Raw genomic sequence first — 13,928 nt, 5'->3', positions numbered from 1 at the left:
GTACCGGACCAGGCGAGGCGCGGTGTCTTAGCTTCAAGCCATGAATCTGCAGCAGCTCCGCTACGTGGTAGCGACGGCGGAGCACCGCACCATGACCGACGCGGCCAGGTCTCTCTACATCGCACAACCGGCGCTTTCCCGTGCGATCAGAGACCTGGAACGAGAGCTCGGGATGACGTTGTTCGCCCGTTCCGGGCGCGGCGTGGTCGTCACGGCGCAGGGGCGCCGGGTGGTCAAGCTGGCCCGGGAGGCGCTCGACGCCGTTCATGAGATCGAGGCTCTGTCGACCCATGGCCATCCGTCCGAGGCGGAGCTCCGCATCGCCTCGACACCCAGCCTCGAGCCGGGACTGGCCGGTCGCATCCTCCCCGCCTACACCGCCGAGCATCCGGGGGTGCGTGTGCACATCGTCCGCTGTGACGGACGGGACGGCGTGGTGAGCGCCATCAGGAGCCAGAGGGCCGATCTCGGCCTGACGGACCTGCCCGTCCCCACCGATCTGATCAGCCATCCGCTGGAGCGTCAGGAGATCGTGCTGATCTCCCCGCCCGGCCTCGACCTGCCCGATCCGGTGCCGATGAGCAGGCTCAACGGCATGCGGCTGGTGCTGCCGACCCCCGGCAGCGCCCGGCGCAGGGAGTTCGACTCGTTGTTCGCCAAGTACGGCGTCGCCCCCGTGGCGGCGCTGGAGGCCGAAGAGCGCGGAAACTGGCTGGGGCCGGTCCGCGCGGGCACGGCCTCCCTGTTGTGGTACCGCGGGATGGCCGAGCAGGCCGCCCGGGCCGGGCTGGTGGTCCGGCCGCTCGATCCCTCGGTGCGCCGGGTGATCGCCATCGTCCACGCGAGGCGGCGTCTGCCCGCCATCGCGCAGGAGTTCCTGACCGTGGCCGAGGGTGGGTCGGCCGCGTAGTCAAGCACGTCGTTCAGCGAAACCCAGAGGCGGCGCAGGTGGGAGCGCCGGCCTCTCCGACACCGGGCGATAGGCTCGGTCTCGATGACTATCTTGCGCCTTCGCGGCCGTGAGTTCCGGCCGGGCGAGTTCGCGATCATGGCGGTGGTCAACCGCACTCCTGACTCCTTCTTCGACAGGGGGAGGACCTACGGCTTCGAGGCCGCCCTGGAGGCGGTGGACGGGGCGGTCGGCGCCGGTGCGGACATCGTCGACATCGGCGGCGTCAAGGCCGGTCCCGGTGACGAGGTGGACCCGGCAGAGGAGATCCGCAGGGTGGCCGATCTGGTCGCCGCGGTCCGCGAGCGCCACCCCCGTCTGATCATCAGCGTCGACACCTGGCGGGCCGAGGTCGGCGAGGTCGTGGCCGCCGCGGGCGCCGACCTGCTCAACGACACCTGGGGAGGGGTCGACCCCGATCTCGCCGCGGTCGCCGCCGCGCACGGGATCGGCCTGGTCTGCGCGCACGCCGGCCGCGTGGCCCCCCGCACCCGCCCGCACCGCATCGCCTACGCCGACGTGACGGCCGACGTCATCGCCTACACCACCGAACTGGCCGAGCGGGCGGTGGCCGCCGGCGTCCCCCGCGAGTCGATCCTCATCGACCCGGCGCACGACTTCGGCAAGAACACCTACCATTCCCTGGAGGTCAGCCGCCGTCTCGGCGAGATGGTGGCCACCGGCTGGCCGGTGCTGGTCGCGGTCTCCAACAAGGACTTCGTGGGGGAGACCCTGGGCGGGCTTCCCGTCGAGGAGCGCCACGCGGGTACCATGGCCACCCTCGCCGTCTCCGCCTGGCAGGGCGCCCGTGTCTTCCGCGTCCACGACGCGGCCTCGGCCCGCGCGGCCCTGGCCGTGATCACCCGCCTGCGCGGTCACGGGCTCGCACAGGAAAGGACGACCGTTGCCTGACGCCAGGAACGACCCGGTCGTGGTGATCGGGCTCGGCCGGTTCGGCAGCTCGCTGGCCGCGGAGCTGGTGCGCCGGGGCACCGAGGTGCTGGCGATCGACAGCCGCCCCAAGGTGGTGCAGAGCATGGCAGGCAAGATCACCCATGTGGTCGCCGCCGACTCCACCGACCCGGAGGCGCTGCGCCAGCTCGGTGTGCCGGACTTCTACCGGGCCGTGGTGGCCATCGGCACCGACATCGAGGCCAGCATCCTGACCACCTCCCTGCTGGTGGAGCTGGAGATCGAGGACATCTGGGCCAAGGCGATCAGCCGCGAGCACGGACGGATCCTGGACCGGGTCGGCGCCCACCACGTGATCCTGCCCGAGCACGACATGGGCGAGCGGGTGGCGCACCTGCTCAACGGGCGGATGCTCGACTACATGGAGGTCGACGCCAACTACGCGCTGGTCAAGACCCGTCCGCCCCGCGACTACATCGGCGTCCCGCTCGGGGAGACCAACGTGCGCCGCAAGTACGGCGTGACGGTGGTCTGCGTCAAGGGCCAGGAGGAGGAGTTCACCTACGCGGGTGCGGACACCGTCCTCGGCTACGGCGACGTGATCATCATCGCGGGGAAGATCAAGGACGTGGAGCGCTTCGCCGAGCTCCCCTGACCCGGACCGGCTCCCCTGACCCGGACCGGCTCCCCTGACCCGGACCGGCCACCGTGATCGGCCCGCCCGGACCCGGGAGAGGATCGGGCCACCCGTGGGGGGAACGGGTGGCCCGATCGTGAGGCGGGAGTGAATCGCCTCACCTGTTCTTCCGAGGGTCCTCGTCCTTGCGGGAGTGTCCTTTCGGGGCGTGCTCGCGGGGGTCCTTCCCCGCCTACCTGGCGGTGATCCTGACGTCGTCCACCCCGGCCTCGACCAGGCTGGCGCCCGAGGCGTCGGCGGCGTCCACCAGGATGCGGACGGTCTGGCCGGCGTGGCCGGAGATGTCGACGCTGGCGGTGGCGTAGGCGGCGGCGCGGTTGGCGGCCGATCCCGTCTGGTTCAGCGCGGTCGTGGTGGTCGATCCGACCACGCGGACCCGGATGTAGTCGGCGCTGCCGGCGTTGCTGAGGTGACCGAGGTACCAGGAGAACGACAGGGTCAGTGTGCCGCTCGCGGGAAGCGTGATGGCCGGTGACTGGGCGCTCGTCACGCCGCCGTCGATGTCGTTCTCGCCCGCGCTCGCTCCGGCCGCGGCCCCGCTGACCAGGGCGTTGGTCCCGCTGGGCGTGGTGCCCGGCTGCGTGACCGTACCGCCGCTGGTCACCTGCCCGGGATCGCCGCGCTCGAAGCGGCCGGTGACCGCGGTGTCGGAGCCGCCCGGGTTGACCGTCCAGCCGCGCTCGGCCTCGAAGTCGTCGGAGTAGACCACGGTCGGCTCGGGACCGCCGCCGCCGGCGCCGGTGTACAGCAGCCGGTTGGGGGAGCCGGTGCCCGGGTTGCCCACCACGCCGGTGGTCGCCGCGGCGATCATCGCGCCGGGCACCTGCGCCGGAGCGGTTCCGGCGTTCAGCAGCAGCGCCGCGGCCCCCGCGACGTGCGGGGAGGCCATCGAGGTGCCGCTGATGGTGTTGGAGGCCGTGTCGCCGGTGTTCCAGGCCGAGGTGATGGACGAGCCGGGTGCGAACAGGTCCAGGCAGGTTCCGTAGTTGGAGAAGGAGGAACGGGCGTCGGAGCTGGTGGTGGCGCCCACGGTGATCGCCTCGGCGACCCGGGCGGGGGAGCGGTTGCAGGCGTTGGTGCTCTCGTTGCCCGCGGCCAGCGCGTAGACGACGCCGGAGTTGACGGAGTTGCGCACGGAGGTGTCCAGCGCCGTGCTCGCGCTGCCGCCCAGGCTCATGTTGGCCACGGCGGGCTTGACCGCGTTGGCCGTCACCCAGTCCACCCCCGCGATGATGATCGAGGTGGAGGTGGTGCTGCCGCAGCCGAACACCCGGACGCCGACGAGTGAGACGCCCTTGGCGATGCCGTACTGGGTGCCGCCGACCGTGCCCGAGACGTGGGTGCCGTGGCCGTTGCAGTCGCTCACGTCGTTGTCGTTGTCGTAGACGTCGCGTCCGCTGGAGGCCCGCCCGCCGAAGTCCGTGTGGCCGATGCGGATGCCGGTGTCGATGATGTAGGCGCGCACGCCCGAGCCGTTGTTCGGCGGGGTGTAGGCGCCGTCCAGCGGCAGGTTGCGCTGGTCGACCCGGTCCAGGCCCCACGACGCCACGGCCTGCCGCGTCGCGGTGAGATCCTGCTCCACCAGGGTGAACTCCTGGTCCTGCTCGACGTAGGCCACGTCCGGCTGGGCCGCGACGGCTCTGGCCTGGGCCTCGGTGGCCTTCATCGCGAAGCCGTTGAGCGCGCTCTGGTAGACGGCGCTGACCGAGGCGCCCCGGCCGGCGGCGGTCTCCCGTGCTTTGCGGTCCCGGCCGGCCCGGGTGAGCCGGTCCTTGAAGACCACGATGTAACTGCCCGTGATCGCGGTGGGGCTGTCGGCGGCGGCGATCGCGGCCGGCGGGGACTCCTCGGAGGAGGGCGGGGCCGGATCGGCGGAGGACGGCGCGGCCGTCCCGAGGACGAGGGCCAGTGCGGCGGCGGTGAGCCCGGCTAATCGGGTGGTGGAGGTGGTGCTCATGGCGGTCCTCCTGCTGGGGGTGAACCCGGCGCCCTCGTGGGGCCGCGCGGGCGGAGGGTGAGCGTCCCCTATCGTGAACCGCCATCATATTTACTGCAATATTCTTACTGACGTAAATTGATTTGTTACATACTCCCGTACGGACGGAACTGCGCCGGTGTCCTAGCCGTAGATCACCGACAGGAAGCGGATGAGGACCGCCTCACGTCTGTCGGCCGGCAGGGCGTCGAGCACCGCGTTGACGACGGCCATCTCCGGCTGCCCGGAACCGCCCAGGTCCACCCCGACGGCGGCCGCCAGCTCGCCGAAGGCCGCGTCGTCCAGCGCCTCCAGCTCCAGCCCGGCCACCAGCTCCACCAGCCCTTCGGGCAGCTCCACCGGCCCCCGTTCCCGCGCCGCCGCGGCCGACTCGGCGATCACCTCCAGCATCGCGTCCACGCCCCGCAGGGTCACCCCCGTGACGGTGATGTGGATGTTGGCCGGGATGCCCGCGTAGGACAGCTGCGGCTGCAGGAACCAGCCGCGCCTCCTGGCCTCGTCGGACAGCACGAACACGTCGGCCTCGTCGGAGGTGAAGGCGACCAGCGACGACTCGGGATCGCCGAGCACCCTCAGGCCCGGGATCCGGGCCAGGCCCTCGCGCAGGCGGCGGGTCGCGGCCAGGGTGGTACGGCCCAGCTCCAGATAGCCCTCCCGGCCCAGGGACTGCAGGGTGGCCCAGGCGCCGCCGAGCGGCCCGGCGGACTTCGAGCTCTGCACGGTGGCGTTGATGACGGTGTAGCCGGGCCAGGACGCCGAGGCGAAGTAGGCCCTGCGGCGCATCGCCGGGTCGGCGAACAGCACGACCGAGGCGCCCTTGGGGGAGTAGCCGAACTTGTGCAGGTCGCAGGAGAGCGAGGTGACCCCGGGCACCGACAGGTCGAAGGGCGGGATCCGGGCCCCGGCCTCACGCAGCCAGGGCAGCAGCCAGCCGCCCACGCACGCGTCCACGTGGCACGGCACGCCGCGCGCGGCGGCGATCCCGGCGATCGGCCCGACCGGGTCGATCACGCCCTGCGGGTAGGAGGGCGCCGAGACGACCACCAGCACCGTGTCCCCGGTGATCGCCGCCTCCACCGCCGCGGCGTCCGCCCGGAACGTCACCGGGTCCACCGGCACCGCGTCCACCGCCACTCCGAGATAGTGCGCGGCCTTGTGGAAGGCCGGGTGCGCGGTGACCGGCACGACCATCCGGGGACGGCCCGCGACCCGCCGGAAGTCGCGCGCCGCCTTCACCGCCAGCATGATCGACTCGGTGCCGCCGCTGGTGAAGATCCCGGTGCCGCCGCCGAGCAGCTCCGCGACCGCGCCGACCACCTGCCTCTCCATCTCCACCACGCTCGGGAACGCGGTGGGGTCGAGGGTGTTGACCTCCAGCATCTCGACGTAGGCCCGGGTCGCCGCCTCGTGCACCTCCGGCCGGCCGGTGTCGTACACGTACGCGGTCACCTTCCCGCCCCGCACGGGCAGGTCGCCCTCCCTGAGCCCGGCGATCTCGGCCATCAGCTCGTCGATGTCGCGGCCCTTGTCAGGCAGGCTCATGGAACTCCTCCGGGGGTACGGCTCCCGCGAACCGCGGACCCGGCCAGTCAACCACTCCGGCCGAAAAAGGACGAGCCTCGCTCATGAAAGTGGGAGCCGTACCACCGCGCGCAGGCCGGGGCCGGCGTCCTCCAGGTGGACCGCGCCGCCGTGGGCGTTGACCGTCTCGCGGACGATCGCCAGGCCCAGCCCGGCCCCGCCCTCGTCGCGGCTGCGCGCGCTGTCCAGCCGGGTGAACCGGTCGAAGACCCGCTCGCGGTCCTCCTCGGGGATGCCGGGCCCGTCGTCGGTCACGGTCAGCACCGCGTCCGCGCCCTCGGCCCGCAGCTCCACCGCCACCGGGGAGACGGTGTGCCGCAGCGCGTTGTCGACCAGGTTGACCAGGACACGGCCCAGGTCCAGCGCGTCCCCGGAGACCACGACCGGCGCGTCCGCCTTGAACGTGACGGCCCGGCCGTACCGCTCCAGGCTCTGGGCGGCCAGCCCGTCCAGCTCGACCGGTTCCCTGCGCGCCGGCGCGCCCCCGCGCTCGTCCAGCCGGGCCAGGGCCAGCAGGTCCTCGGCCAGCCTGGTCAGGCGCGTGGTGTCCTCCAGCACGCCCTCGGCGGTCTCGCGCCAGTCGTCCTGGCCGCCCGGATGGCCCAGCGCCACCTCCAGCTGGAGCCGGATGCTGGCCAGCGGGCTGCGCAGCTCGTGGGCGGCGTCCGACACCAGCGCGCGCTGGCGGGCGTCGGCCCGCTCCAGCCGGTCCAGCATGGCGTTGAGCGTGGTGGCCAGGTGGTGCACCTCGTCGCGCGACTCGGGGACCGGCAGGCGGCGGGAGCGGGCGGTGCCGGTGATCACCTCGGCGCCGCGGCGCAGCTCGGTGATGGGCCGCAGGGTCCGGCCGATGATCACCCAGCTGGCCCCGGCCAGCAGCACGAGAAGCAGCGGCGTACCGATGATCAGCACGTGGCCGGCGGTGCTGATGCTCGTCTCGACCTCGCTGAAGGGCCGGGCCGCGATCACCGTCTGCCCGCGGTCGGCGCTGAGCACCCGCACGCGCAGCCGGTGCGGGATCCCGTACGGCGCGCCGTCCAGGAAGCGCGACCGCCGCTGCGCGATCGCCGCCGACCGCTCCGCCGCGTTCAGCAGCGGGACCAGCCGATCGGTCCCGGCGGTGGCGTGGGTGATGCGCCCGGCCGAGTCGATCACCTGGATCAGGGTGCCGTCGGGCGAGGTCAGCTCGTCGGGCAGCTGCCCGGAGTCGGCCTGCGAGACGACCCCCCGGGCCCGCTGGTAGATCGACTCGTCGATCGCGGCGATCAGCGTCCTGCCCAGCACCCCGACCATCACGTAGGCCGACAGGCCCAGCGCCACCGCCAGCACCGCCGAGGCGACCGCGACCAGCCGGAAGCGCAGGCTCTTGCGCCGCCACCACCCGGCCGTACGGCGGGCGCCCGCGGTGACCGGCTCAGCCGCCATCGCCGGCCAGCCGGTACCCGGCGCCCCGGACGGTCTGCAGCGCGTTGCGGGCGAACGGCACGTCGATCTTGCGGCGCAGATAGCCGACGTAGACCTCGACCACGTTGGGATCGGTGTCGAAGGTGTCCCAGACGTGCTCCAGGATCTCGGCCTTGGACACCACCTCGTCGTGGCGCCTGAGCAGGTACTCCAGCAGGGCGAACTCCCTGGGCGTCAGCTCCACCGGGGTCTCGCCCCTGCTCACCTTGCGCCGGGCCGGGTCCAGGGACAGGTCCCCGGCCTGCAGCACGGCGGGCCTGCGGCTCGCGCCGCGCCGCAGCAGCGCCCGGAGCCTGGCCACCAGCACCACGTAGGAGAACGGCTTGGTGAGGTAGTCGTCGGCGCCCAGGTCGAGCCCGTCGGCCATGTCGTACTCGCCGTCCTTGGCCGACAGCATCAGGACCGGCACCCAGTTCTCCTCGGCGCGCAGCTGCTTGCAGACGTTGTAGCCCGACAGCCGGGGCAGCATGATGTCCAGCACGATCACGTCGTAGTCACCGTGCCTGGCCAGGTGCAGGCCATCCTCGCCGTCGTGCGCGAGATCGACCGCGAACCCCTCGGCCTGCAGCCCGCGCTGCAGCGCCGCGGCCATCCGCCGCTCGTCCTCCACGACGAGAACCCGCATGGTGCGCCCCCCTCTTCTCCGGTCGTCACCATATCTTCGGGCAGCGCGGCTGAGACCCGGCTGAGAAGCCTGTGAGCACTCTCAGGCTGTCTCAGCGTCGGCACAGGACCTCTCGCGCAGGCTGCGAGAAGAAGGGATGCACGCAATACCGTTAAGGAGTGACATGTCAGAGCGAACACCACGACCGACCCGGCAGCCGACCCGGAGAGGCCGCGCCGTGAGGTGGGGTGTGCCGATCGCCGTGACCGCGCTGGTCGCCGGGGCCATCGGGGCCGGTCCCGTCATCGCGGCGGTCCAGGGCGACCCGGCGCTGCCCGAGCGCACCGCCGAGCAGCTGCTCGCCGACGCGCTCCGGGCCGCCGAGACCGGTCCCCGGCCCATGTCGGGCACCCTGCTGCAGACCGCCTCCTTCGGCCTGCCGGGGTTGCCGCAGGCCGCCGGGCCCGGTGGGAGCACCTCCCCGGCAGCCCTGCTGGCGGGCTCCCACGAGCTGAAGGTCTGGTACGGCGGCGAGAACAAGGTCCGCCTGGCCCTGGCCGGCCGGATGAGCGAGACCGACCTGATCGTCGGCGGCGACCAGGCGTGGCTGTGGGAGAGCGCCGACAACACGGCCACCCGGATCAAGGGCGACCTCTCGCCGGAGGCGCACGCCGCCCAGGCGCCGAAGGCGCTGCCCACGGCGACCACGCCGCAGCAGCTGGCCCAGGAGGTGCTGGAGCGGGCCGAGGAGGGCACCGCCATCGGCGTGACCGCCAACGAGAAGGTCGCCGGACGGGACGCCTACCAGCTCACCCTCGCTCCCAAGGACGCCTCGTCCCTGGTCAAGGAGGTCAAGGTGGCGCTCGACGGGGAGACCTTCGTCCCGCTGCGGGTCCAGGTCTACGCCAAGAGCGCGGCGGAGCCGGCCTTCGAGGTCGGTTTCACCTCGGTCGCCTTCACCCCGCCCGCTCCGGAGAACTTCACCTTCACCCCGCCGCCCGGCGCCACGGTGAAGGAGCAGTCGCTGACCGAGATCGGGCGCGAGCTGGGGGCCGACCCGCAGCAGCGGCGCGAGCGGGGCGAGGAGCTGAAGGGGGACGTCAAGACCGTCGGCGAGGGCTGGACCACGGTCGCGGTGCTGCCCTTCTCGGTCGAGGACCTCACGGCGGAGTCCGCCGGAGGCGACGGGTCCGAGTCCGAGAGCGCCGCCGCGACGGCCGAGGCCCTGCTGGAGTCCGCCACCCCGATCAGCGGGCCGTGGGGGAGCGGCAAGGTGATCCGGACCAAGCTGGTGTCGGTTCTGCTGACCGACGACGGGCGCCTGCTCGTCGGCGCGGTCACCCCCGAGAAGCTGGCCGAGGCGGCCGGACGGAAGTGAGCGAGATGCCGGGAGACACCCGGCTCCTGGCAGGGAGCCGCGAGGGCCGCGACGCCGGCCCTCGCGGCGCCGCGGGGCTCGGAGAGAGCCCCGTCCCCCCGGCCCGGGAGCGGACGACTGAAGGAGCGCCCGAGGCGATCGTCACCCGGGGGCTGACCAAGCGCTTCCGCGGCGGCCAGGTGGCCGTGGACGGCCTGGACCTGGCGGTGCCCCGCGGTTCGGTCTTCGGCTTCCTCGGCCCGAACGGCTCGGGGAAGACCACGACCATCCGGATGCTGCTCGGCCTCGTCACGCCGACGGAGGGCACCTGGGAGATGCTCGGCAGGCCGATGCCGGGGGCGATCCCGGCCGTGCTGCCCCGGGTGGGGGCGCTGGTCGAGGGTCCGGCGTTCTATCCCTACCTGTCGGGCGAGGCCAACCTGCGCCGCTACGACGCCGCCGACCCGGCGGCCGACCCGCGCACCGCCTCCCGCAGGATCGGGCTCGCGCTGGAACGGGTCGGGCTGACCGCCGCGGCGCGCAAGCGCTACCGCGCCTACTCGCTGGGCATGCGCCAGCGCCTGGCCATCGCCGCCGCGCTGCTGGGACCCAGGGAGCTGCTGGTCCTCGACGAGCCGACCAACGGCCTGGACCCGCAGGGCACCCGCGAGGTCCGGGCGCTGGTCAAGGAGATCGCCGCCGACGGGACGACGGTGTTCGTCTCCTCCCACCTGCTGGCGGAGGTGGAGCAGATGTGCACCCACGTCGGCGTCATGCGGACCGGGCGGCTGGTCGCCCAGGGACCCATCGAGGAGTTCCGCCGGCTGAGCACCGGCGAGGCGGTCATGATCCGGGTGGAGACCCCGGACACCGACGTGGCGGCCGCCGTACTGACCGGGCTCGGGCTGGCCGGGGTCCGGACCGGGGACGGGGAGGCCGTCGCCGAACTGGGGGCGCTGGCCCCCGAGCGGGTCACCGCCGAACTGGTGACCGCGGGTGCGGCCGTGCGCGGGCTGGCCGTGCAGCGGCCGAGCCTGGAGGACGTGTTCGTGCGCCTGACCGGGGAGGGCTTCGATGTCGACGGTTGAGAGAGTACGGCCCGCCGCGGAGGACGCCCGCACGGAGGGCTCCGCCTCCGGCGCGGCGCCGGAGCCCGCCCCCGTTTCCGCCGGGGCTTCGGGGACGGAGCCGGGCGCGGCGGTCTCCGCCGGCCGGGCGCCGGGGGCGGTGCGGTCCTGGCTGCGGCTGTTCGGCTCGGAGGCCGGGCTGACCTTCCGCCGGCCGCGCAACATCGCCATGCTGGCCGTGCTCGCGGTCATCCCGGTGGTGATCGGCGTCGTGATGCGCCTGTTCGCCGAGCCGATCTCCGCCGAGGCCCAGGCCGAGGGCGGCGGGGGGATCTTCACGCAGATCACCGGGAACGGGCTGTTCCTGACCTTCGCCGCGCTGTCCGTACTGGTGCAGCTGCTGCTGCCGGTCGCCGTCGCGGTGGTGGCCGGCGACGCGGTCGCGGGCGAGGCGGGCGGCGGGACCCTGCGCTATCTGCTCACCGCCCCGGCCGGCCGGACCCGCCTGCTGGCCGTCAAGTACGGCAACGCGGTCGTCTTCGGCCTGGCGGCCGTCAGCCTGATCGCCGTGTCGGCACTGGTGACCGGGCTGGTGCTGTTCCCCGCCGGGCCGATCACCCTGCTGTCGGGGACGACGATCCCCTTCGCGGAGGGGCTGCTCAGGATCGGCCTGGTGGTCCTGTACGTCTCCGCCGGGATGGCCGCGCTGGCCGCCGTCGCGCTGGCGCTGTCCACACTGACGGAGGTGGCGATCGGCGCCATCGCCGCGACCGTGGTGACCGTCATCGTCGTGCAGGTCATCGGCGTGATCCCGCAGCTGTCCTGGCTCCAGCCGTACCTGCTGACGCACTGGTGGAACGGGTTCGACGGGGTCCTGCGCGACCCGATCGCCACCGCGGAGATGGGCCGGGGTCTGCTGGTCTTCGCCGCCTACACGGCGATCTCCGGCTCGGTCGCCTGGGCCCGCTTCACCGGCAAGGACATCACCTCCTGAGATCCGGGCGGCCGGGGACGGTTCTCACCGCTCCCGGCCGCCCGGCCTCCGCAGGGACGGCAGGCCGGCCGTACGACCCCGTCGGCGCGGGCAGGCCGGTCAGAGGGGCGTACGGCTCCCGCGGGGCAGGCAGGTCAGGAGGTCGTACGGCTCCCGCGGCGCAGGCCGACCACGCCGATCAGGGTCCCGACGAGCCCGATGAGCAGCCCGCCGGCGCCGAGCAGGCGGGCGGTGCCGTCGGCGGGCGCCTCGTGCACGGCGGCGACCGGCGACACCGACGGCGCCGCGGCGGCCGCGGCGGGGGCCGGCGAGGCGGAAGAACCGCCGTGGCCGTGGCCGTCGCCCTCCTCGGAGGCGGGCGTGAGCTTCAGGACCGGGGCCGGACGCTCGGGCTCGGAGCCGTCGGCGGCGGGCTCCTGGTCCCACTTCACGACCTCGCCGCCGCTGTAGGTCTGGGTCGCGGGGAAGACCAGCCGGTCGGTGCCCTCGGGCAGCATGCCCATCGACACCTCGAACTCCTGGAACTGACCGGGCTCGATCTCCCCGCCCGACCAGGTGATCTTCGTGACCGCCTCGGTCATCTCGCCGTACTCCGTGGTGACGGGCTTGTCGAGCTTGCCCTCGGTGACCTCGACCTTCCAGCCGGGCACCGGCTTGACCGAGACGAACGCCAGCGGGTGGTCGGTGGGGAAGGCGACCTCGACCTTGTTCGTCGAGGCGTCGTCACGCTCGTTGGGCACTCGGAAGGCGACCTTGGTGAAGCCGCCCTGCTCGGCGCTGCCGGGGTTGACGGTGACGTGGGCCAGGGCGGGGAGGGCCAGCCCGAGGGTGAGCGCGGCGGCGCCGGCGGCGACGGCCGCCGTACGACGGCACGCCGAAGAGAACGCTGAAGAAAGGGACACGGAGATCTCCACTTGATGGCTGAGGTGGGAAGGGGTGAGGTCAGGCGGCGGGAAGCGGAGGACCGCGCCGGCTGACGGTGTGCCGGAGAAGGACGGGGAGACGGACGGGCCCGGCGGCGGACGGGGCCGCGGGCGCCGGGGCGGCCGGGCGGGCGGGGACCGCCAGGAGGCGGAAGGCCGCGGCCAGGCGGTGCCCGGCCGAGCCCAGGTGCCGGCCGGCCGCGTGCAGCAGGGACCACAGGGCGTTCTCGCCGCGGGCCAGCCACCAGCCGGTGATCACCGTGGCGGTGAGGTGCGCCAGGAGCATGCCCAGGTCCTCGCCGAGCCCACGCTCGTGGGAGTGCAGGGCGAGGGAGATCCCGGCGGGGTCGCCGAAGGCGAACAGCTCGTGCAGGGACAGCTGGGCGGCCCCGAGCACGACGCCGACCGCGGTGGCCGACCGCTCGCGCCCGGCGAGCGCGGCCGCCGCGGCCATGGTCGCCGACACACCGGCGGCCACGGCCCACGCCCCGGGGCCCGAACCGCCCGCGGCCACGTGGCCGAGGACGGCGAGCGTCACGCAGACGGCCGAGAAGGCGGCCGCCCGCAGGAGGCGTAAGGGGAGCCGGGCGCGCATGACGGCAGACATGCTCTCACGACCTGTGGCCGGTCCTCGATCCGGTTGACCAAAGGTGCGTGATGCCTCACACTTTGCCACTTTTGTGGCTAGGGTTGCCGCGACCGTGAAAGCGCGTGGAGCCGAGGTGATGGCGATGCGGCACGTCGTCGGGCTGCTGATCGGATTGGTGATGACGGCGGTCCTGCTTCTCGGCGGGGGATGGGCCGCGGCGACGGCTCTGACGCGGCCCGCGCCCGCCCCGGGCGGGACACCCCTGCCCGCGGGCGACACGAAGATCTGGATCGCCCTGGGCGTCATGGCCGGGATCGGGCTGCTGCTCGGCCTGATCGTCGCCGGCCGGGTCTCCCCGCTGGCCGGGTTCGTCCCGTCGATGGTCCTGCTGGCCTGGACCGTGATCTACATCCTCGACGCCGGGCGCGCCCTGAGCCTGCTGCCCGAGGTGCCCACCTTCCACGAGTCCCTCGTCCAGGCGCCCGCGGGCATGGGCGCCCTGCTCACCAGCGGGATCTACGCCATGCTCGGCGTCGCCCTCTTCGTGCCCGTCCTGATGCCCTCCCGCTGGAGCAGACCGGCCCGGCGGGAGTCCGAGGAGTACGAGGAGAGCACCGGCGACCCGGCCTACTTCTGAGCCCCGTCCCCGGGCCTTTCCGGGCGTCGGCGGGCGTCCTTCACGGGCAGGGCGGGGCCCCGGGGTCGGGGACGATCGGGGACACGGTCGAGGCCGTGCCCCCGTCCCGTCCGGGACGGGCGGTGACGGCGCCGCCGTACGGCTCGCGCCGGAGCGGT

The 13,928-nt window shown here is 73.4% G+C and carries 13 protein-coding genes; 7 read left to right on the top strand and 6 right to left on the bottom strand.

Annotation, left to right across the window (positions count from 1 at the left end; translation table 11 throughout):
* The first annotated feature begins 40 nt into the window (after nucleotides 1–40).
* The 3 genes from Pta02_RS27815 to Pta02_RS27805 all read left to right on the top strand — a co-directional run bounded on the left by Pta02_RS27815 (nucleotide 41) and on the right by Pta02_RS27805 (nucleotide 2,516).
* Nucleotides 41–910: a LysR family transcriptional regulator gene (locus Pta02_RS27815; RefSeq protein ID WP_203877907.1), complete on the top strand. Its 870-nt coding sequence runs from the start codon at nucleotides 41–43 to the stop codon at nucleotides 908–910.
* Nucleotides 911–994: 84 nt separating this feature from the next.
* The gene (gene folP, locus Pta02_RS27810; protein WP_203877906.1) at nucleotides 995–1,861 is read left to right on the top strand and encodes a dihydropteroate synthase; all 867 of its coding nucleotides are present in this window, start codon (nucleotides 995–997) and stop codon (nucleotides 1,859–1,861) included.
* The gene (locus Pta02_RS27805; protein ID WP_203877905.1) at nucleotides 1,854–2,516 is read left to right on the top strand and encodes a potassium channel family protein; all 663 of its coding nucleotides are present in this window, start codon (nucleotides 1,854–1,856) and stop codon (nucleotides 2,514–2,516) included. The genes folP and Pta02_RS27805 overlap by 8 nt, the downstream gene beginning before the upstream one ends.
* 214 nt (nucleotides 2,517–2,730) lie before the next feature.
* On the opposite strand, the gene Pta02_RS27800 is transcribed toward Pta02_RS27805, so the two are convergent.
* The 4 genes from Pta02_RS27800 to Pta02_RS27785 all read right to left on the bottom strand — a co-directional run bounded on the left by Pta02_RS27800 (nucleotide 2,731) and on the right by Pta02_RS27785 (nucleotide 8,224).
* A complete protein-coding gene (locus Pta02_RS27800; protein ID WP_203877904.1) occupies nucleotides 2,731–4,515 on the bottom strand; it encodes a S8 family peptidase in 1,785 nt (594 codons plus the stop codon).
* 162 nt (nucleotides 4,516–4,677) lie between these two features.
* Nucleotides 4,678–6,096 (bottom strand): pyridoxal phosphate-dependent decarboxylase family protein, encoded by a 1,419-nt coding sequence (locus Pta02_RS27795; protein WP_203877903.1) that lies wholly within the window; start codon nucleotides 6,094–6,096, stop codon nucleotides 4,678–4,680.
* An 81-nt stretch (nucleotides 6,097–6,177) separates the two neighbouring features.
* Nucleotides 6,178–7,560: a sensor histidine kinase gene (locus tag Pta02_RS27790; protein WP_203877902.1), complete on the bottom strand. Its 1,383-nt coding sequence runs from the start codon at nucleotides 7,558–7,560 to the stop codon at nucleotides 6,178–6,180.
* Nucleotides 7,550–8,224 carry a response regulator transcription factor gene (locus tag Pta02_RS27785; RefSeq protein WP_203877901.1) on the bottom strand — a complete coding sequence of 225 codons (675 nt, stop codon included), beginning with the start codon at nucleotides 8,222–8,224 and terminating at the stop codon, nucleotides 7,550–7,552. The genes Pta02_RS27790 and Pta02_RS27785 overlap by 11 nt, the downstream gene beginning before the upstream one ends.
* Nucleotides 8,225–8,453: 229 nt before the next feature.
* On the opposite strand from Pta02_RS27785, the gene Pta02_RS27780 reads away from it, so the two are divergent.
* Genes Pta02_RS27780 through Pta02_RS27770 form a run of 3 tightly spaced genes read left to right on the top strand, consistent with a single transcriptional unit; the run spans nucleotide 8,454 to nucleotide 11,621 of the window.
* On the top strand, nucleotides 8,454–9,581 hold the full coding sequence (locus tag Pta02_RS27780) for a LolA family protein (RefSeq protein ID WP_239131274.1): 1,128 nt from the start codon (nucleotides 8,454–8,456) through the stop codon (nucleotides 9,579–9,581).
* 5 nt (nucleotides 9,582–9,586) lie between these two features.
* On the top strand, nucleotides 9,587–10,648 hold the full coding sequence (locus Pta02_RS27775) for an ABC transporter ATP-binding protein (RefSeq protein WP_203877899.1): 1,062 nt from the start codon (nucleotides 9,587–9,589) through the stop codon (nucleotides 10,646–10,648).
* Nucleotides 10,635–11,621, top strand: a complete 987-nt coding sequence (locus Pta02_RS27770) for a DUF2705 family protein (RefSeq protein WP_203877898.1) — start codon at nucleotides 10,635–10,637, stop codon at nucleotides 11,619–11,621. The genes Pta02_RS27775 and Pta02_RS27770 overlap by 14 nt, the downstream gene beginning before the upstream one ends.
* 134 nt (nucleotides 11,622–11,755) lie before the next feature.
* Here the strand turns inward: Pta02_RS27770 and Pta02_RS27765 are convergent, their stop codons facing one another.
* A complete protein-coding gene (locus Pta02_RS27765; RefSeq protein WP_239131273.1) occupies nucleotides 11,756–12,523 on the bottom strand; it encodes a YcnI family copper-binding membrane protein in 768 nt (255 codons plus the stop codon).
* A gap of 40 nt (nucleotides 12,524–12,563) precedes the next feature.
* Nucleotides 12,564–13,151: an MFS transporter gene (locus Pta02_RS27760; protein ID WP_203877896.1), complete on the bottom strand. Its 588-nt coding sequence runs from the start codon at nucleotides 13,149–13,151 to the stop codon at nucleotides 12,564–12,566.
* A 94-nt stretch (nucleotides 13,152–13,245) separates the two neighbouring features.
* Here Pta02_RS27760 and Pta02_RS27755 point away from each other — a divergent pair, with 94 nt between their 5' ends.
* Nucleotides 13,246–13,770 carry a hypothetical protein gene (locus Pta02_RS27755; protein WP_239131272.1) on the top strand — a complete coding sequence of 175 codons (525 nt, stop codon included), beginning with the start codon at nucleotides 13,246–13,248 and terminating at the stop codon, nucleotides 13,768–13,770.
* Nucleotides 13,771–13,928 lie beyond the last annotated feature (158 nt).

The sequence above is a fragment of the Paraplanobispora takensis genome (assembly GCF_016863195.1).
GTDB lineage: Bacteria > Actinomycetota > Actinomycetes > Streptosporangiales > Streptosporangiaceae > Planobispora > Planobispora takensis.
This window is presented reverse-complemented; position numbering and strand designations above follow the sequence as displayed.

Coding starts and splice junctions, on each gene's coding strand:
- Pta02_RS27815 (WP_203877907.1), top strand. CDS start 41: ATGAATCTGCAGCAGCTCCGCTACGTGGTAGCGACGGCGGAGCACCGC.
- Pta02_RS27775 (WP_203877899.1), top strand. CDS start 9,587: ATGCCGGGAGACACCCGGCTCCTGGCAGGGAGCCGCGAGGGCCGCGAC.
- Pta02_RS27770 (WP_203877898.1), top strand. CDS start 10,635: ATGTCGACGGTTGAGAGAGTACGGCCCGCCGCGGAGGACGCCCGCACG.
- Pta02_RS27785 (WP_203877901.1), bottom strand. CDS start 8,224: ATGCGGGTTCTCGTCGTGGAGGACGAGCGGCGGATGGCCGCGGCGCTG.
- Pta02_RS27790 (WP_203877902.1), bottom strand. CDS start 7,560: ATGGCGGCTGAGCCGGTCACCGCGGGCGCCCGCCGTACGGCCGGGTGG.
- Pta02_RS27795 (WP_203877903.1), bottom strand. CDS start 6,096: ATGAGCCTGCCTGACAAGGGCCGCGACATCGACGAGCTGATGGCCGAG.
- Pta02_RS27800 (WP_203877904.1), bottom strand. CDS start 4,515: ATGAGCACCACCTCCACCACCCGATTAGCCGGGCTCACCGCCGCCGCA.
- Pta02_RS27760 (WP_203877896.1), bottom strand. CDS start 13,151: ATGTCTGCCGTCATGCGCGCCCGGCTCCCCTTACGCCTCCTGCGGGCG.
- folP (WP_203877906.1), top strand. CDS start 995: ATGACTATCTTGCGCCTTCGCGGCCGTGAGTTCCGGCCGGGCGAGTTC.